Here is a 17,739-nt window from a genome sequence, read left to right as displayed (position 1 = left end):
CTTTCAGCCGTATATTTTGCGGGAGAAATTTGATTCTAAACAAGAATAGCATGCGTTGTGGCGTCAACCGTTTCACATGATCGAGAAACCTGCTAATCAGCGCAGATCGCATCAGGAGGGCGCTGAATGGCGGGTCAGGATCGGGCGGCAGCCGCATACAGAATTGGGCTCTATCCGGGCACGTTCGACCCCATCACCAACGGCCACGCAGACATTATCGGCCGTGCGGTCAAGCTGGTCGACAAGCTGGTCATCGGGGTGGCGCGCAATATCGGCAAGGGGCCGATGTTCAGCCTGGACGAACGCGTCGAGCTGATCCGCGAGCAGATCGCCGTCCATGGCGACAAGGTCGAAGTCCTGCCGTTCGAAAGCCTGCTGATCCAGTTCGCCCAGGAGGTCGGCGCGTCGGTCATTATCCGCGGTTTGCGCGCCGTCGCCGACTTCGAGTACGAATTTCAGATGACAGCGATGAACCAGCAGCTTAATCGTGATATCGAAACGGTTTTTCTGATGGCCGATCCGCGCCATCAGGCAATTGCATCACGATTGGTCAAAGAAATAGCCCAATTGGGCGGCAACATCGCGCCGTTTGTGGCGCCCAGCGTAGCGGATCGCTTGCTGGCCAAGGTTAAGATGAAGGAATAGGACACATATGTCAGGGGTGAAAACAAAAGCCGCCATCGCCGGGGCCCTGGCGGCTTTGATGATGTCCACATCGGCGTTCGCGGTCGATCCTGGCTATCGCGAGCCGGACGCGGACCATACCCTGGTCATCGACACCAACAAGGGCCGCGTCATCGTCGAGATGTATCCGCAGCTGGCGCCGGCTCATGTCGAGCGCCTGATCACCCTGACGCGCCAGCACTTCTATGACGGCCTGATCTTCCATCGTGTCATCGAAGACTTCATGGACCAGACCGGTGATCCCAAGGGCACGGGCGAGGGCGGCTCGACCCTGCCCGACCTGAAGGCTGAATTCACCATCCGCAAGGACGCCTCCTTCCCGCTGGCCGTCGTCGGCCGCCCCGCCGGCGCCGTGACCGGTTTCATGGGCGCCATGCCGGTTCAGTCGCAGGTCAGCGAAATGTCGGCGATCACCGCCGACGGCAAGACCGCGGCCTGGGGCCTGTACTGCCAGGGTGTGCTGGGCATGGCCCACAGCTTCGATCCCAATTCGGGCAACAGCCAGTTCTTCCTGATGCGCGGCACCAATGCTACGCTGGAAGCCCACTACACGGCCTTCGGCGTGGTGATCTCGGGCGGCGAGGTCGTGCGCAAGATCAAGATCGGCGAACCGCCGGTCAATCCCGACAAGATGTTGAAAGTCCAGGTGCTGGCCGACATGGCGCCGGCCGACCGGCCCAAGGTCCAGGTCATGGATACGCGCTCGCCGCAATTCCAGGCGCTGGTCGACCAGATGAAGAAGAGCAAGGGCCCGGACATCACCCCCTGCGACATCAAGCTGCCGGTCAAGATCGCCGGTGTCGAGGACAAGCCGGAGGCGGCGCCGACGCCGCTGATCACCCAAGGCCTGGCTTCGCCGACGCCGCCGGCCGGCGCGGGCCCGGAATAAGCGCTTGACGGACGCCCATGTGGGCGTCCTTTTTGTTTGTGTACCTTTCTGGCTGGGGCAACTGAATGGACGCACTGTCCGTATTGCGGCGGCTGACCCGGATTCCGGTCCTGGGCTGCTGCCTTTTCATCGCATTCTGCGTCTACCCGGTGGTCGCCGGCCTCTATGTGATGATCACGCGTCATCACTGGATGCTGATGGATATCGACGCCGTGCTGTGCGGCGCCAAGACCCTGGCCAGCAACCATTCGCCCTACGCCATCCACCCGCGCCCCTGCGGCGATATCCGGCCGGCGGCCTATGTCTACGCGCCGCAGGTCGCCTACCTGTTCATGCCTTTCCTCAAAGCCCTGGGCGTGGCGGGCACGCGCTGGCTGTTCGTCGCCGTCCTGCTGGCGCCGGCCACGCTGTTCCTCCTGTGGTTCGCCCTGGGCAAGCGTTTTCAGGACATCGATTACCGCTATCGCTTCCTGGCGTTTTCGGCTCTGACCTCCATGACCTTCGTCTGCGCCAATGTCGGCCTGGTCATGCACGCCATGGTGCTGGCCAGCCTGTTCTTCTTTCCGAAGAGCCGATGGCCGTTCACGGCGATGGTCCTGGCCTGCGCCTGCGTCAAACCGACCTTCCTGGCCTATTTCGTCATCTTCATGCTCGACGACGTGGCGCTGTGGCGGCGCGTATTGGCCTTTGCCTGGCGGGCGGTCCTCGGCGTCGGGGTCGTATACCTGATGATTCTGACCGACGGCCATTTCGGCAAGGCCTGGCAGAGAACGCTGCATTCGGTGACGCTGGCGCGCCAGGTCGGCATGGGCTGGTTCGAACTGACCAACTTCGTCTTCCACGTGCCGGGTTCGTCCCAGCTCAATGTCGAACTGGCGGTGGGGTTCATGGCGGTCATGACCCTGGCCGGCATGGCCATCGCGCAATGGGGCAGGCTCGACCCGGATGAGCGTCTTGTGCTGGGCGTAGGGCTGGTGCCGCTGATGACGCCGCGCCTGCTCGACTACGACATGGTGCTGATCGTGCCGTTCGCCGCCTTGCTGATGACGGTCGTGCACCGTATCGGCGGCAAGCTGGCAGCCTTCGTGCTGTCCTGGATCTTCGTGCTGTGGCTGGGCTACGGCATCGTCGCCAATATTCGCGGCGACGCGACCTGGCACCGCACGCCCATGGACATGCTTTTGTTCGGTTGCCTGACCGGCGTCACCGGCCTGATCGCGCTTATCCATCGCCTGACAAATGGAAAGCCCGAGACCGAGCCTTCCGCGGCTTAAGCCGTAGCGGCCTGGGGAGCGCGCGTTCGCCCGCGCCCCCGGCGGCGGCGCGGCTTCTTGCGCGCCATCGACAGCAGCAGGCCTTCGCGCAGACCGCGGTCGGCGACGCGCAGGCGCTGGCAAGGCCACAGGATCTGTACGGCTTCCAGGATGGCGGCGCCCGCCAGCACCAGATCGGCGCGGTCGCGGCCGATGCACGGCTGCTGCTCCCGGCCTTCGCGGCCGAGGTCGAGCAGACGCTGGATGACGTCCTTGCAATGGCTGTCTTCCATCCACAATCCGTCGACCCGGGAGCGGTCGTAGCGTTCGAGGCCGAGATGCATGCCGGCCAGCGAGGTGATCGCGCCGGAGGTCCCGACGATATAGGCCTCGCCGCTGTCGAAGGCATCGCGCAAGGAGTCGGCGTCGGTAAAGGCACGCAGGCGATCGGCGACGTCGGTCACCATGCCGTCGAACCAGTCGCGCGTGCCGCCGCTGTCGGGTTCCGGAAAGCGCTCGGCCAGGGTGACGACGCCGACCGGCAGCGAAATCCAGTAACGGGGCTTCGGCATCTGGCCCGAGGCATTGAGCGGCTGGCCGCGCTTTCCGCCGGCGGTGAGCTCGACCCAGGAAAGCTCGGTGGAACCGCCGCCGACATCCATGACCAGGGCCGCGCGCGGACGGGGATCGAGACCCGTGCCGTCCAGCAGGGAGGCGCAGCCCATGACCGACAGGCGGGCTTCTTCTTCAGGGGAGATGATGGTCAGGCGCAGCCCTGTCTCGCGTTCGACCCGGGCGACGAAGTCGCGGCCGTTCCTGGCGATGCGGCAGGCCTGGGTCGCCACGGCGCGGATGCGCACCGCTCCGCGCTTCTCGATCTTTTCGGCGCAGATCTTGAGCGCGCGCAGGGCGCGTTCCATGGCCCGGTCGGCCAGCTTGCCCGACAGGGACAGGCCTTCGCCCAGTCGCACGATGCGTGAAAAGGCTTCGACGATTTTGAACTGTGAGTTGTGCAGGGTGGCGATCATCAGCCGGCAATTGTTGGTGCCGAGATCGAGCGCCGCATAGAGCACCTGCGGATCGCGCGCCGATGCGGCCACGGCCGGTCGGCGCGACGCCACCGGGCCCTGGCCCGGCCGGCGGAGATTTGAGGGAGCCCCCATGGCTCATACCCCTTTATCTTATTGTGCACCGGTTCACGCGTGATGCGGGCGGCAGGCAGGGCCCGCCGGGTGCACGACTTCACCAATACTGTAGGCCGCGCCGCCGCCCGTGCCAACCGAAAACGTCCGTATGCGGGGAATTTGCCGCACGCGATTCGCCGCGCGTTTTTGTCCCTCATCCGTTTCATGAAAATGGGCGCGCGGCGACAACCGAAGGGAGAAGGGGGCTGTAAGGCCGGATCGGCAAGGGTAGACATGGCGACCGGAAGTACGGATTCGAGGCGTGTCATGTCGGAACAGAGAGTCGCACACAGGCTTGCAAAGTTCGGTATCGGCCAGGTCGTCAGGCACAACCTGTTCGACTTCCGCGGCGTCGTTTTCGACGTCGACCCCGAATTCGCCAATACGGACGAGTGGTGGCAGGCCATTCCGGAAAGCGTGCGGCCGTCCAAGGACCAGCCGTTTTATCACCTGCTGGCGGTCAACGGCGACACGCACTACGTGGCCTACGCGTCCGAGGGCAATCTTTGCGTCGACGACACCGGCCAGCCGCTCAGCCATCCCCAGGCGTCGCTGTTGTTCGATCGCTTCGAGAACGGCCGCTACCTGCCCAAGAACCGGTTGTCGAACTGACGGGCGTCCAAGCCTGCAATCTCAAATCCTGGGAATCTTCCCCTGTTTCGGTGCTGAAATATCCGCGTCACAGAGGTGCGTCATTTAGACCTTAAACGGATTCGTGTCCGGGCGCCGGCCAGGGCCGGCTGCCTTATCGCCGTGCCTAACCTTTTGCAGGTAGCTGATATGATTGGAGAAATTTCACGTCTTGGTGAGCCCGCTGGGACTCGAACCCAGGACCCTCTGATTAAAAGTCAGATGCTCTAGCCGGCTGAGCTACGGGCTCACGTCAAGACGCCACACACTTGACCCCGGCCGCAAAAGGGTGGATCAAACGCAGGGGCCTTCATAGAGGGGTGTCGCGTTTTTCGCAAGCGCACAGGAGGGTTTTTATGTATTGTTTTTTTACCGCCCCCACGGGCACACAAAAATGATTGCAGGGCAGAAGCTTATGCGTAGGCTGACGGCCTGTGATGCCAGAAGGTAGGATCATGACGCCGAGGCTGTTGGGGGGATTTGTACGTTTACCGGCGCTGGTCTTGTTTGCTGGCCTGACCCTGGCCGGGTGCGCTTCGTCTCCGAAATACGATACGGCCGACGGTGCCGCGAAACCGGCCGCCGCCGACGGCAGGTCGCAGGTCGTGCATTCTTCCGCCGATCCCGATAATGACTGGGGCGATGCGGTCACCGCGCCCCTGCAGGACCTCAATCTTAAGCGCGTGCGTATCCCGCAGATCCTGCTCGACGCCATGCAGCGCCCCTATGACCTCAACGGTCTCGATCGTTGCGACGCGATCTCGGACGAGGTGCGCAAGCTCGATACCGTTTTGGGCGCCGACCTGGATGAGCCGCCCCCGCCGCCCGACAAGTCGACCATGGGCCAGAAGGGCGGCCGCATGGCCAACAATGCGGCCGTGGGCGCCGTGCGCGGCGCCACCCGCAGCGTCATCCCCTTCCGGGGCCTTGTGCGCCAGATGACAGGCGCCGAGCAGCACGATAAGGAAGTCAATGCCGCCATTCAGGCGGGCAAGGTTCGCCGGGCCTACCTGAAGGGCGTCGGCATGAACAAGAACTGTGCGCCCCCCGCGGCGCCGGCCTGGTTCAAGCCCAAGCCCGTCGACGATACCGATGACGGTTCCACGGGGAAAAAACGGAAGACCAGCCGCAAGCACCCGTAGGCGGGGCGGCTGGTCCGGATAAGCCTGCGGAGCCGGCCCAGTCCCCGGTCCCGCCGGCGGAATCAACGCCCGATGGCGGTACGCCGCCGGCATCGGGGGAAGCCATGCCCGATGCGTCAGCCACAGCTGAGCAGGCGCCCGAAACGCCGGTGGTTCCGGCGGAGCCAGCAGCCGAAGCGCCAGCAGCCGCGCCATCGTCTCCCGAGGCACCGGTGGAGCAACAACCGGCAGCGGAACAACCGGCCCCGACCGACGACGCAAAACCCGCCGACAGCGGGACCGCGCCGCCCCAGGCTTCAACCGGCCTGTGACAGGGGAAGCGTGCTGAGGCTTTGCCTTTGCCGGCCGCCTTCGTCGAAATTTTCAGGATCGAGCCAGGCTTCGAGCCGCGCCTTGACACCAGGCCAGTCTTCCACGATCACCGAATACCATGCCGTGTCGCGGCGCCGCCCCTTGGGGACCGTGGCGTTGCGAAAGACGCCCTCGAACTGGAAGCCGAGGCGCAGCGCCGCCAGGTTGGAGGGGCGGTTCAACTGGTCGCACTTCCATTCGTAGCGGCGGTAGCCGTGGTCGAAGGCTGCTTTCATCATCAGGTACATGGCCTCGGTCGCAACAACCGAGCGCCTTAGCGCCGGAGAAAAGGTCACGCCGCCGACCTCGACACTGCCGTTCGGGCAGTCGTAGCGCATATAGCTGGCGAACCCCAGCGGCCGTTCATTCTTTACGATAACAAATGTCTGGAAGTCCCTGTGGCGCTGATAGGTTTCGACACTGTCCGCAAGTTCGCCCGCAGAGGCGAATGGGCCATAGGGCAGGTAGGTCCACATCCCGCCGTCGTCGAGCGAGAAGGCCTCGAACAGGCCGTCTGCCAAGGCGGGACCGTACGGCAGCAGCGTGCAGGTTCGCCCTGTCATGGCCACGTCGGGCAACCGGTGGCAGCCCTGCCAGTCGGGGATTGCCTGGCCGATCGCGTTGCCGAACCCGTCTTGCCGTGGCTTCAGCGACGGTGAAAGGCGTTCGAAGGGCAGCATGTCAGCAGGCCCATTTGCGGCGGAATTCGTCGCGTGCCTCGGTCCAGGGCTTGCGGGCCGCGCCCGCGGGCTTCAGCGTCAGGTGCAGGTCGCCGCGCCCATAACGGCCGGTCGCCGGCAGCCCCAGGCCCGGGAGGACGACCGAGGTCTGTCCGCGAGCGATATCGACCTCGCGCGGGCCGTGCGGCGTCGCAATCACGGCGCGGCCGCCGGCAAAGTAGATGCGGGCCTCGACATTCGCCGTGACATGGATGTCGTCGCCGTCGATGTGCGCGTTGGCTTCCGTGACGACATGGATGCGGAACAATTGCTCCGGGCGGGCGGCGCCGAACACCGTCAGACGCAGCTTGTCGCCGTCGCGCAGGCCGGCCGGCAGCAGGATGCGTAGCCGCTTCATGTCGGTCAGCGAGGTCAGCGGCTCGTCGACCGTCGATATTTCCAAAGCCGGCACGCTTTCGACGACTTCGCCGCCGTAAATGGCCTGTTGCAGGGTGATGTTGAGCAGGAGCGCCCCGTCGCGATCGTGGTCGTTGGCGGCGAAATCCTGCAGCCACCGCGTCTTTTCGGCGGTCCGGCGGCTTTCCGACATGAGCAGGTCGCGCGCCAGGATGATCCGCCGCAGCAGCAGGTCCGTACCGCCGTTGAGGTCGGGATGGGCCTCCTTCAGGCGCGTGCGAAAGGCATTACGGATAGCGGCTTCGTCGGCGCCGCTGTTCAGGCCCAGCTCGGCCAGGGCGTCGATGCGCGCCATGGCGTCGGGGTGGGTGAGGGGCAGGTCGGAAATAGGATCGGTATCCACGTTTCACTGCTTTCGTGACGGTATGAAATCCGTTATGGCGGACGACGCGTTTGCAAAGTCTTAAAGAGCCGGTAACCATGTCCAGCCCCCTGATCCCGCCGTCGCCGTCCGAAGCCGAATACGAAAAGGCGCATGCGGCGCATGAGGCGGAAATCGATGCCTCGGAGCCGTTCGCCCTTTTCGGGCAATGGCTGGCGGATGCGCGCAAGGCCGAGCCCAACGATCCGAATGCCATGGCCGTATCAACCGTTGATGCCGATGGCATGCCCGACGTCCGCATGGTCCTGCTCAAGGATTTCGACGACGCGGGTTTCGTTTTCTATACCAACACGGACAGCGCCAAGGGGCGGCAACTCTTGACCGCGGGCAAGGCGGCCCTGCTGTTCCACTGGAAGTCCCTGCGCCGCCAGGTGCGCATCCGGGGCGAAGTGACGACCGTGTCCGATGCGGAAGCCGACGCCTATTTCCAGAGCCGCGCCCGCCAGAGCCAGATAGGGGCCTGGGCGTCGGACCAGTCTCAACCCTTGCCTGACCGCTTCGCGCTGGAAAAGCGCGTCGCCGAATTCACACTGAAGTTCGGCCTGGGCAGGATCGAACGGCCGGCGCACTGGACCGGCTTCCGGATTGCTCCGGTCAGCATCGAATTCTGGCGCGACCGGCCGTTCCGCCTGCACGACCGAGTCCTGTTTACGCGGCCCGAGGCGCGCGGACCGTGGGCGCGCGGCAAGCTTTTCCCCTGATTCCTGTTGCGTCCGGCGTGAAATCCGCCTAGGCCGGATTATCTTCCATACATTACGGATCACGCCGTGTCGCTCGAACACGCCCTCAATATCCTGCGCCGGGACGCCGACCGCGTGATCGAAACCAGTTGCGCCACGGTCGTGCTCAAGGGCGACAAGGCCTTTAAACTGAAGAAGAGCGTCGACTACGGCTTTCTCGATTTCACCGATGCGGACAAGCGCCGTCATGCCCTGGAGGCCGAACTGCGCTACAACAAGCGGACGGCCGCCGACATCTATGACGAGGTGATCGAGATCGGCGGCGAAAGCGTGCTGGTCATGCGCCGTTTCGATACCGCCTGCGTGCTTGGCGAAAGCGCGGCCCGCTCCGACTGGACGCCCGACCTCGGCCAGATGGACGATCTGGGCGAGGCGATCGCCGATTTCCACGCCGGCGCCGAGGTCTGCCACGATCCGCAGCATGCGGAAAACATTCGCTACACCATTGATTCCAACGACGCCAATATCGGCCGCGTCCGCGCGGTTCTGGGAGCCGAGGCGGTCGACGCCTATCATGATGAGCTCTATGCCGAGCTGGCGCGCCAGTCGGCGGTGGTGGGCGTCCGCTTCGGCCAGGGCCTTATCCGGCGCTGCCACGGCGACCTCCACCTCGGCAATATCCTTATCGAAAAGGGCCGCCCGGTCCTGTTCGACTGCATCGAGTTCAACGAGAAGCTCAGCCAGATCGACGTGCTGTACGACCTGGCCTTTCTATTGATGGACCTGTGGGTGAAGGGCTACACGGCGGCCGCCAACCGGGTGCTCAATGCCTGGCTGGAACGCGTGGCGCGCCGCGACGACGAAGCCGCCCTCTATGGCGGCTTAAGTCTTCTGCCGCTTCATATGTCGGTTCGTGCCGGCGTCCGCTGCCACGTCACCGCCAATGCCGGCGAGCCTGAGACGGCGCGCATGTACCTGGCGGCCGCCCGGGAATTCCTCAGGCCGGTGCCTGCCAGCGTACTGGCGGTCGGCGGCCTGTCCGGTTCCGGGAAAAGCACAAGGGCGCGTGCCCTGGCCCCCGGGCGTGGCCGGGCGCCGGGCGCCGTGACCCTGCGCAGCGACGAATTGCGCAAGCGGCTGTGGCGTCACCCGTCGCGCGAGCCCTTGCCCAGGGCCGCCTACGATCCGGCCGAGACCGGGCGGACCTATGCGCATATGTTCGGGCTGGGCGATACGGTCCTGGGGGCGGGGCAGGCGGTCGTTTTCGACGCCACCTTCCGTGAGCCCGGCTTTCGCACCGCCGCCGAATCGGTCGCGTCGGTGAAGGGCGCGGCCTTCGACGGGCTCTGGCTTTCCCTTCCGGCCGAAGAGCGCGCCCGCCGGGTGGCGGCACGCAGCGGAGATGTTTCAGATGCAACGGCTTCCGTTGCAAGTGCACAGGCCGAGATTGATCCGGCCACGATTACGTGGCAGATTGAGGGCGATGACTTCGCGCCGGCCGATCCTGCCGGGAAGGGCGACAAAGCCCTTTAAAATAGAGCTTTTGCGCGCGAAAGTTGAGGGAGTGGTACGGGCATGCAGGCGAAAAAATTTCGCAGTGTCATATCTTTTTCGCCTGTGCGAGGTATGGCCGTGACGCGCGTGAAACGCGCTCCAATTCTGCCGTCTTTCCCGCTGCCAACCGTCCCGTACTGAAGGATTCGCCGACCTTGACCGAGCACTCATCCCACGGCCACGAGGCAAAGAAGGGACTGGCCTTCGCCCATATCGCCTTTATCGCCTCCGTGCTGGCCGCGCTTTATATGCTGCTGGTCATGATGGCGACGCATCTCGGCTATGTCAGTCTGGATTTCGGTTTCCGCACGCTCACCTTGGGCTACGGCCCGAAAGTCGCCATGGCGGCCCTTGTCGTCTGCGGGCTGTCACTGTTGATCGCCGTGTTCAAGGCGCCGGGCCGGACCCTGGTCTGGGCCATCGGCGGCCTGGTCATTTCCGGGGCCCTGATGGGCGGATTTTACGCCTATCAAAGGGCGCTCAAGGCTTTTCCGCCGATCGCCGACGTGGCGACCGACTGGGACCGTCCGCTCGGCTTTTCCGACAAGCTGATGGAGGACCGGGGCCGCGAGGCCAAGGCTGTCGACGATCTGCCACGGGTGCCGCGCAACGAGTCGATGGAGTGGGGCGGCCGGACGGTCGCCGATATCAACGAGGCCACCTGTCCCGGAGCGAAGACGATCGTCAACAAGGCGGTGACCGAAGACCAGATCGTCAATCTGCTCAAGTCGGAGCACTATATCGTCTTCGGCCATGCGCCCTGGCGCGTCGAAGGCACCTATCAGGACAATTTCTACGGCTTCCGCTCCGACGTCATCATCCGCATCGATCCGCGGACGATCGACATCCGTTCGGTCAGCCGGTCCGATATTCCCGACCTCGGCGCCAACTGCCGGCGGGTGACGGCACTGGTCAACAAGATCAAGGCGCTCTGAGCGGATCCGATCAACAGGGTTAAGCGTCTCTTAACGTCTGGCCCGGGCCTTGCTGAGGTTCTGTCGTACTCACGACAGGTGTCCCAATGTCTGCCACGTTCATCTACGTTTCCCGCCGTGCCCAACGCGTGGTGTTCGCCCTGATCGCGCTGACCGTGGTCAATATCGTAGCCGCCCAGTGCACCCCCGAACCGACTCATGCCATGGCGGCCGTGCGCATTAAGGTTTCGCATTAAACGAGTGCTCCGGGCCGCTTCAGGCTTTGGCCCCGGCCTGCCCGCCGGGGAATGATTTTCGGCACAACATGGCCATTTGGGGTCATTTATTCCCCAACAAAGAACCGTGATATGCCGAATGCTCCTGTAAACAATAAATTGATTTCCCTACGCTAAACTCGCTCCGTCCATTTGGGAAACGGCTGATTTTCCTTGGGAAAATCATTTGCGTGTCGTCGCATACTTGCCCTTGGGGAAAGGTTTCGGCTGTGACTTAATTGAAACACGTTTCAATTGATATCGACAAAAATATGTCGTGTGATTGACGGATTCGCGACGGCAGGATTTAAGTTTATTAACAGCGTGTAATGCTGGATGCTGCGGTGGGTGCGCCTACACCCCTACGTAACCCGGAGAACAAGAGTGAAAAAGATTACTTTGCGAAGTGGCCTTCTGGCCACGACGACGCTTCTGTCGTCGTTCGCGATCCCCGCGCTGGTAGCGGGTGTCGCAGTCTCGCTGCCGACGGCAGCCGAAGCCCAGGACCTTACCAACGGTGCACTGTCGGGTACCGTCAAGTCGGACGGCGGCCAGGCTGCGGCCGGTGCGAAAGTCACGATTACCGGCACGACGAACGGCTACACCGTGTCGACCAAGACGGCGGCCGACGGTACCTTCCACCTGAACCAGATTCCTCCCGGCCACTACACCGTCGACATCGTGACCGCCAGCGGCGGCAAGGCGTCGGAATCCGTCACGGTTACCCTGGGTGCGGTGTCGAACTACGATTTCACGACCGGCTCTTCGACCGGCGAAGTCATCGTCCGCGGCAAGGCCCGCCGCAATATCGATTTCAACCGCACCACCACCGGCCAGGTCGTCGACGTCCAGGCCATGGCGGACAATATCCCGATCGCGCGTAATCTGGCGTCGGTCGTCGATACCGTCCCGGGCATCTCGATCAACGCCAACTTCGGCACGCCCCCGGTCGGCCAGCCGTCGATTTCGGGCGCTTCGCCCGGCGAAAACATCTATTACATCGACGGCATGAACGTTACGAACTTCCGTAACTTCCTGGGCGGTTCGACCATTCCGTTCGACTTCTACGACCAGATCGAAGTCAAGACCGGCGGCTACAGCGCTGAATTCGGCCGCGCCACCGGCGGCGCGCTGATCGCGACCAGCCGTTCGGGCTCGAACACCTTCCACGGCGGCCTCAGCTACTATTCGTCGCCGAAGAGCATGCAAACCAAGGGCAGCATTGCCTATTACGACCACAACGGTACCACGCCGCAGAACGTCCAGAACTACAATGGCGGCGATATGAACGAGTCGGTCTTCTGGCTGTCCGGGCCGCTCTGGAAGGATCACATCTTCTTCTTCGGCTTCTACAATCCGCGCGACCTGACGACGACGTCGCTGCAGAAGTACGATCTGTCCGGCAATGTCACCGAAACCGAAACCTACGTTAACAAAAATCCGTTCTACGGCGGCAAGCTGACCTTCCAGCTGAACCCGCAGCACCGCGTCGACTTCACCTATATCGACGACAACGAAACTCAGTATTTCCACGACGATATCGTGGGCAACGGCTCCAGCCTCGGCCTTAACGGCCAGGGCGGTCTGACCCGTATCGTCAAGTATACCGGCCGCTTCACCGACTGGTTCAGCCTGACCGCCATGTACGGCAGCTCGGGGTACAACCAGACCAGCAGCTCGACCGTCGACAACGTCGCCGCTGTGTACGACAACGGTATCGTCGTTCGCGGTAACCCGAACCTGACCGTCGAGGCCGGCAAGGACTACCGCAAGAACATGCGTGTCGACGCCGACTTCTACTTCAACCTGGCGGGCCGTCACCACCTGCGTATCGGCGCCGACGAAGAGAAGTTGAATGCCGTCGACGTGACGCAGTATTCGGGTGGCACCTACTACCGCTATTATTACCCGACCGCCGGCAATACGACGGTCAGCTGCGGCGGCTTCGCAACGACCTCGACCTGCGTCCGCGTTCGCCAGATCTTCGGCGGTGGTTCGTTCAACGTCATCAACGACTCGGCTTACCTCGAAGACGACTGGACGATCACGGATCGCATCAACCTGAACATCGGTCTGCGCAACGATACGTTCGACAACCGCAACGCCGCCAACAAGTCGTTTATCAAGAGCGAGAATCTGGTTTCGCCGCGCCTCGGCGTTTCGTATGACCTGCTTGGCGACAAGACGACCAAGGTCACCGCGTTCGTCGGCCGCTACTACCTGCCGATCGCGGCCAATACCAACCTCCGCATGGCCGGCGGTGAATCCTTCACGGAAAAGTACTACACCTACAGCGGCCGCGACGCGACCACCCTGGTTCCGACTCTCGGCACCTGGCTGAACCCGGATCCGTCCGACTACGTCCTCGAAGACGGTCAGGTTCCGAGCGCGGACACCCTGGTCAGCCACAACATCCAGCCGCAGTCGGAAGACGAGTTCGTTCTCGGCTACGAAAAGCGCCTGGACAACGGTTGGCGCATCGGCGTCCATGCCCTGTTCCGCAAGCTGAACAACGTCATGGAAGATACCGACCTTGACTACTCGAACACTCCGGTCTGCGGCTACCTCGGCATCAGCAACGCCGATTGCGGCACCTTCGGCAGCTCGGGCTACGTCCTGAACAATCCGGGTAAGGACTACGTCATCACCCTGGGTAGCGATTTCGGTGGCGGCTGGGCCGGCAAGACGGTCACGATCCCGAATTCGGTTGTCGGCATGCCGGCGGCAAAGCGCGACTACTCGTCGCTCGAGTTCGACTTCGAGCGCCCGGACAACGGCAAGTGGGCCCTCGGCGGTTCGCTGGTTCTGTCGCGCGACTACGGTAACGACGAAGGCGGCGTGAAGTCCGACAACGGCCAGACCGACACCGGCCTGACGCAGGACTTCGACCAGGTTGGCTGGATGGACGGTTCGACCGGCCTGCTGCCGAACCACCACGGCATCGTCTTCAAGACGCACGGCACCTACCATCTGAACGACAAGTTGCGTTTCGGCTTCAACTACAGCATGGTTTCGCCGCGCCACTACGGCTGCATCGGCTACTACCCGACGACGGCTGACCCGGATCGTGCTGACAGCAAGACCCTGACGGCCTGGTACTGCAACGGCAAGCTGACGCCGCGCGGTTCGCAGTTCAAGGGCGACTGGATCAATACCCTGGATGTCAGCGCCGGTTACGACATTCCGGTGGCCTTCGGCAAGATCCGCCTGGGCGTCGATATCTTCAACGTGCTGGACGCTCAGGGCGTCTCGCAATACGGCGAATTCGGCGAAATCAGCGGTCCGAATACGCCGAACCTGAACTACAAGAAGCCGCTCTATTACCAAGAGCCGCGCTACGTGCAACTGAGCGTGAAGTACTCGTTCTAACAGGACGGACTTCGCAAACGGTATCGACGGCGGAAGGGCAACCTTCCGCCGTCTCTTTTTGTGCGCCTTAAGGACACAGGTCTTTGCGCATCCGTTTTCTCTCTTCTTGAGGAAGGGGAAGGTGAGCCTGCGAACAGCATACAGTGGCCTGGCTGGCAAGATGCAGGGCTAGGCGACTTGCGATCCGTCGCTATGAAGGCCCCATATTTGCGGCTTGGAACGCAGCGCTGGATTAAGCCGGGGAAAGAGAAGGGCGACCAATCTCCAGTGACGGCCTGCCGATTAGGCTCATCTTTCGATACGGCGAAACATGCCTATAGTCGCATGTGGGTATGGCAATGTCCGGCGAATAGCGCACAAAAAAGCGCGACTGGTGTCAGCCGCGCTTTTGCTATTGATTGTCTACGCTTATCGCGTCGAGGGCTCGTAAGCCTTGGGCGCCATGACGGTGGCGCCTTCTTCGCGCAGGCGTTCGTCGGCGACGGCGTTCATGGCGGCCTCGGCTTTCGGGTCCTGCATGGCCCAGCCCAGGAAGGACAGGGTCTTCAGGCCCGACATGGCCATCTGCACGCTGGTGCCGAAGCTGCCGAACTTGCCCGGCCGGTTGTCGTAGTTGACCAGTTGTACGTCGGCGGCTGCATCGATCTTGGCCAGGCGCTTGGCTTCGTCGACGGCGTCGTAGAAGCCGCCGGTCTTGTCGACCAGGTGCAGGCCCAGGGCTTGCTGGCCGGTCCAGACGCGGCCCTTGGCGATCTGCTGGACCTGCTCGACCGGGATATTGCGGCCCGAAGCGACGTGAACAATGAAGCCGTTATAGATCTGGTCGATCCAGGACGACAGGGCGGCGCGCTGTTCGGGTGAGAAGCCCTTCGCCGCGCTGAAGGCCGAGCTGTAATCGCTGCCGACCGAGATGTCGCGGACGTCGATGCCGAAGCGCGCCAGGGCGTCGCCATAGGCGAACTTGCCGCCAAATACGCCGATCGAGCCGGTCAGGGTCGAGGGATTGGCGACGATCGACGACGCGCCCGAAGACACCCAGTAGCCGCCCGAGGCCGCGTATTCGCCCATCGAGACGACGACCGGCTTGCCGGCTTCCTTGGCCGCCTGCATGGCATTGGCGATCTGCTCCGAAGCGGTGTCGGAACCGCCGGGCGAAGAGACGCGGAAGACGATGGCGCGGACCTTCGGATCCTTGGCGGCTGTGTAGAAGGCGTTCGAAATGTCGTCCGACAGCATGGTCGGCGAATTGCCGAAGCCGCCGCCGCCCTTGCCGGTCATGATGGCGCCTTCGCCGTCGATGACGGCGATCGTGTCGCCACCCGTTTCGGGCTCGATCGTGCGTTCATAGTCGCGCAGGTCGACGACCTGGGTGTTTTCGTTGCCGCGCTTTATCGCCGCCTGTTGGGCGTCGTGCACCTGGCCGAGATGGGTGACAAGGCCGAGATCGAGCGCCTGTTCGGCGCCGTACGGGCCAGCTTCCAGGGTCTGCTGCAGCTTGGCCTGGTCGATGCGGCGGTCATGGGCGATATTGCTCAGCATCGACTGGTAGATGCTGTCCATCCACGACAGGGTGGCCTCGCGGTGCGCCGGCGTATAGTCGTCATAGAGATACGGGTTGACCGCGTTCTTGAATTCGTAGCGCTGCTCGTACTGCGCCTGGACGCCATACTTGTCGAAGGCGCGCTTCATGAACATGGTCGAGGTCGAGATGCCGGTGACCTGGAGCGAGGCGCGCGGCTGCATCCACAGTTCGCTGGCGGCCGAGCCCAGCATGTAGGAGGCGACGACCATCGTGTCCGGATACAGGCCCTGGCTGTGGGCGATCACGGGCTTGGAGGCGCGGCGGACGTAGATGATGGCGTCGCGGATTTCTTCGGCGGCGGCGGGCGACATGCCGCCTTCGGGGAGGCGGATGAAGACGGCCTTGACGTGGGTGTCGTCGGCGGCGTGGTGCAGGGTCTGCACGATTTCCAGCGTCGACATATTCTTGCCGGTCAGGAAGTCGAACGGTGCCGTCCGCGACTGGTCGCTCATCTTGTCGCGCAGGTCGAGCGAGACGACGATGTCGCCGTTGGTGTGAGGATGCGAAGACGCCAGAAGGGCGATTACGCCGATGGGCAGGGCGACCAGGACAATGATCAGAGCGACGATCGCGGCCGTCAAGGTGATCAGAAACTGCTTCATAAGAACCCCAAAATCCCCTGCTGTCCCGACCGTACAAGAACGGTGCGGCATCCCCCGCGGCGTGCAAAAGTCATGCCTTGCGCGCCAGCATAATGGTTAATGCGCCAAGGTCAAATGAAGAGGCTGTCATTTACGCCGGATTTCGCCGGAAATGACAGCCATGTGGCCCGGCTACAACCGGACTCTGGGGCAGTAGCCCTAAAACTTCGTGCGTCCGGGGAAGGCGCGGCGCATTTTGGGTTCGTCATGGGCGTTTTCCGCCAGGCCCTTGCAGTGCGGGCAGGACTGGCCTTTGACATAAAGCGGGCTTTGCTGGTCTTCCGGCGTCAGGGCGTGGTCGCAGTAAAGGCAGAGCAAGGCGGTCTTCGACGGCTGGAGGCTGTGGTCAACGGCGATTCGCTCGTCGAAAACGAAACACTCGCCGGTCCACAGCGAGTCCGTTTCCGGCACATCTTCAAGATATTGCAGGATGCCGCCTTTGAGGTGGTGGATGTCGTCAAAGCCCTGATCGATCAGCCACGACGTATATTTCTCACAGCGGATGCCGCCGGTGCAGAAGGTGGCGATCGTCTTGCCCTTGAGGGCATCGGCGTTGTCGCGCGTCCATTGCGGCAGGTGCTTGAAGTTGGGAATAAGCGGATCGATGGCGCCCTTGAATGTGCCGAGATTGACCTCGTAATCGTTACGCGTGTCGATGATGACGACGTCGTCGCGGCTGATCAGTTCGTTCCAGTCGGCGGGTTCGACATACTGGCCGAAGCGCTTCATCGACACGGGCTCGCCCAGCGAAATGGTCTCCTTTTTCAGCCGGACGCGCGCCTTGCCGAAGGGCTGGAACTCGGCCAGCGACTCTTTCCATTGAAACGGGCCATGGACGATATCGGCCTGAAGGTAGGCCAGGAAGGCGTCGACATTGGCGCGCGTGCCCGACAGGGTCGAATTGATGCCTTCGCGCGTGATGAGCAGCGAGCCCTTGATCTCAAGCGCTTTCATGCGCTCCTGAAGCTCGGCCTGGCGCGCCTCGAACTCCGGGAAGTCGAAGAAATGATAGAAGGCGGCTATGACGAAGGGCAAGTTTTGGGGCTCGAACATGGCCGCGCTTTAGCACGGTG

15 protein-coding genes and 1 tRNA gene are annotated in these 17,739 nt (G+C 63.0%); 10 read left to right on the top strand and 6 right to left on the bottom strand.

Annotated elements, in window-relative coordinates; translation table 11 throughout:
* Positions 1-126 precede the first annotated feature (126 nt).
* The 3 genes from coaD to AB8717_RS13330 all read left to right on the top strand — a co-directional run bounded on the left by coaD (position 127) and on the right by AB8717_RS13330 (position 2,847).
* Entirely contained in the window at positions 127-645 is a 519-nt protein-coding gene (gene coaD, locus AB8717_RS13340; RefSeq protein WP_443747817.1) for a pantetheine-phosphate adenylyltransferase, read from the top strand.
* Between the two features lie 7 nt (positions 646-652).
* Positions 653-1,573: a peptidylprolyl isomerase gene (locus AB8717_RS13335; RefSeq protein ID WP_443747816.1), complete on the top strand. Its 921-nt coding sequence runs from the start codon at positions 653-655 to the stop codon at positions 1,571-1,573.
* 65 nt (positions 1,574-1,638) lie between these two features.
* Positions 1,639-2,847 (top strand): hypothetical protein, encoded by a 1,209-nt coding sequence (locus tag AB8717_RS13330; protein ID WP_443747815.1) that lies wholly within the window; start codon positions 1,639-1,641, stop codon positions 2,845-2,847.
* Here the strand turns inward: AB8717_RS13330 and AB8717_RS13325 are convergent.
* Positions 2,844-3,989, bottom strand: coding sequence for a Ppx/GppA phosphatase family protein (locus tag AB8717_RS13325; protein WP_443747814.1), 1,146 nt, complete (start codon positions 3,987-3,989; stop codon positions 2,844-2,846). The two genes, AB8717_RS13330 and AB8717_RS13325, sit on opposite strands and share 4 nt — an antisense overlap.
* A gap of 288 nt (positions 3,990-4,277) precedes the next feature.
* Here AB8717_RS13325 and hspQ point away from each other — a divergent pair, with 288 nt between their 5' ends.
* On the top strand, positions 4,278-4,622 hold the full coding sequence (hspQ, locus tag AB8717_RS13320) for a heat shock protein HspQ (protein ID WP_443747813.1): 345 nt from the start codon (positions 4,278-4,280) through the stop codon (positions 4,620-4,622).
* 191 nt (positions 4,623-4,813) lie between these two features.
* Here the strand turns inward: hspQ and AB8717_RS13315 are convergent.
* Positions 4,814-4,890 (bottom strand) — tRNA-Lys (locus tag AB8717_RS13315).
* Positions 4,891-5,095: 205 nt separating this feature from the next.
* On the opposite strand from AB8717_RS13315, the gene AB8717_RS13310 reads away from it, so the two are divergent.
* Entirely contained in the window at positions 5,096-5,782 is a 687-nt protein-coding gene (locus tag AB8717_RS13310; protein WP_443747812.1) for a hypothetical protein, read from the top strand.
* Positions 5,783-6,078: 296 nt separating this feature from the next.
* On the opposite strand, the gene AB8717_RS13305 is transcribed toward AB8717_RS13310, so the two are convergent.
* Together AB8717_RS13305 and AB8717_RS13300 are read right to left on the bottom strand one after the other, a co-directional pair.
* Positions 6,079-6,813, bottom strand: a complete 735-nt coding sequence (locus tag AB8717_RS13305; protein WP_443747811.1) for a GNAT family N-acetyltransferase — start codon at positions 6,811-6,813, stop codon at positions 6,079-6,081.
* 1 nt (position 6,814) lies between these two features.
* The gene (locus AB8717_RS13300) at positions 6,815-7,612 is read right to left on the bottom strand and encodes a DnaJ C-terminal domain-containing protein (RefSeq protein WP_443747810.1); all 798 of its coding nucleotides are present in this window, start codon (positions 7,610-7,612) and stop codon (positions 6,815-6,817) included.
* A 77-nt stretch (positions 7,613-7,689) separates the two neighbouring features.
* On the opposite strand from AB8717_RS13300, the gene pdxH reads away from it, so the two are divergent.
* The 5 genes from pdxH to AB8717_RS13275 all read left to right on the top strand — a co-directional run bounded on the left by pdxH (position 7,690) and on the right by AB8717_RS13275 (position 14,443).
* Positions 7,690-8,352: a pyridoxamine 5'-phosphate oxidase gene (pdxH, locus tag AB8717_RS13295; protein WP_443747809.1), complete on the top strand. Its 663-nt coding sequence runs from the start codon at positions 7,690-7,692 to the stop codon at positions 8,350-8,352.
* Between the two features lie 66 nt (positions 8,353-8,418).
* A complete protein-coding gene (locus AB8717_RS13290; RefSeq protein ID WP_443747808.1) occupies positions 8,419-9,864 on the top strand; it encodes a bifunctional aminoglycoside phosphotransferase/ATP-binding protein in 1,446 nt (481 codons plus the stop codon).
* Between the two features lie 176 nt (positions 9,865-10,040).
* Complete coding sequence (locus AB8717_RS13285) at positions 10,041-10,820, top strand: DUF1499 domain-containing protein (protein ID WP_443747807.1); 780 nt, start codon at positions 10,041-10,043, stop codon at positions 10,818-10,820.
* Positions 10,821-10,906: 86 nt separating this feature from the next.
* Positions 10,907-11,056 (top strand): hypothetical protein, encoded by a 150-nt coding sequence (locus AB8717_RS13280; RefSeq protein WP_443747806.1) that lies wholly within the window; start codon positions 10,907-10,909, stop codon positions 11,054-11,056.
* Positions 11,057-11,458: 402 nt separating this feature from the next.
* Positions 11,459-14,443: a TonB-dependent receptor gene (locus tag AB8717_RS13275; RefSeq protein ID WP_443747805.1), complete on the top strand. Its 2,985-nt coding sequence runs from the start codon at positions 11,459-11,461 to the stop codon at positions 14,441-14,443.
* Positions 14,444-14,851: 408 nt separating this feature from the next.
* On the opposite strand, the gene sppA is transcribed toward AB8717_RS13275, so the two are convergent.
* Together sppA and trhO are read right to left on the bottom strand one after the other, a co-directional pair.
* The gene (sppA, locus tag AB8717_RS13270; RefSeq protein WP_443747804.1) at positions 14,852-16,627 is read right to left on the bottom strand and encodes a signal peptide peptidase SppA; all 1,776 of its coding nucleotides are present in this window, start codon (positions 16,625-16,627) and stop codon (positions 14,852-14,854) included.
* Positions 16,628-16,825: 198 nt separating this feature from the next.
* On the bottom strand, positions 16,826-17,719 hold the full coding sequence (trhO, locus tag AB8717_RS13265; protein WP_443747803.1) for an oxygen-dependent tRNA uridine(34) hydroxylase TrhO: 894 nt from the start codon (positions 17,717-17,719) through the stop codon (positions 16,826-16,828).
* Between the last annotated feature and the right edge of the window lie 20 nt (positions 17,720-17,739).

It is taken from the genome of Asticcacaulis solisilvae (genome assembly GCF_052327315.1).
GTDB lineage: Bacteria > Pseudomonadota > Alphaproteobacteria > Caulobacterales > Caulobacteraceae > Asticcacaulis > Asticcacaulis solisilvae_B.
Note: the sequence above shows the minus strand (reverse complement) of the source record. Positions and strands in the feature narration are given on the sequence as shown.

What these genes read in the sequence shown, in the direction of transcription:
- coaD (WP_443747817.1), top strand. Translation starts at nt 127, where the DNA reads ATGGCGGGTCAGGATCGGGCGGCAGCCGCATACAGAATTGGGCTCTAT.
- AB8717_RS13335 (WP_443747816.1), top strand. Translation starts at nt 653, where the DNA reads ATGTCAGGGGTGAAAACAAAAGCCGCCATCGCCGGGGCCCTGGCGGCT.
- AB8717_RS13330 (WP_443747815.1), top strand. Translation starts at nt 1,639, where the DNA reads ATGGACGCACTGTCCGTATTGCGGCGGCTGACCCGGATTCCGGTCCTG.
- AB8717_RS13325 (WP_443747814.1), bottom strand. Translation starts at nt 3,989, where the DNA reads ATGGGGGCTCCCTCAAATCTCCGCCGGCCGGGCCAGGGCCCGGTGGCG.
- hspQ (WP_443747813.1), top strand. Translation starts at nt 4,278, where the DNA reads ATGTCGGAACAGAGAGTCGCACACAGGCTTGCAAAGTTCGGTATCGGC.
- AB8717_RS13310 (WP_443747812.1), top strand. Translation starts at nt 5,096, where the DNA reads ATGACGCCGAGGCTGTTGGGGGGATTTGTACGTTTACCGGCGCTGGTC.
- AB8717_RS13305 (WP_443747811.1), bottom strand. Translation starts at nt 6,813, where the DNA reads ATGCTGCCCTTCGAACGCCTTTCACCGTCGCTGAAGCCACGGCAAGAC.
- pdxH (WP_443747809.1), top strand. Translation starts at nt 7,690, where the DNA reads ATGTCCAGCCCCCTGATCCCGCCGTCGCCGTCCGAAGCCGAATACGAA.
- AB8717_RS13280 (WP_443747806.1), top strand. Translation starts at nt 10,907, where the DNA reads ATGTCTGCCACGTTCATCTACGTTTCCCGCCGTGCCCAACGCGTGGTG.
- sppA (WP_443747804.1), bottom strand. Translation starts at nt 16,627, where the DNA reads ATGAAGCAGTTTCTGATCACCTTGACGGCCGCGATCGTCGCTCTGATC.
- trhO (WP_443747803.1), bottom strand. Translation starts at nt 17,719, where the DNA reads ATGTTCGAGCCCCAAAACTTGCCCTTCGTCATAGCCGCCTTCTATCAT.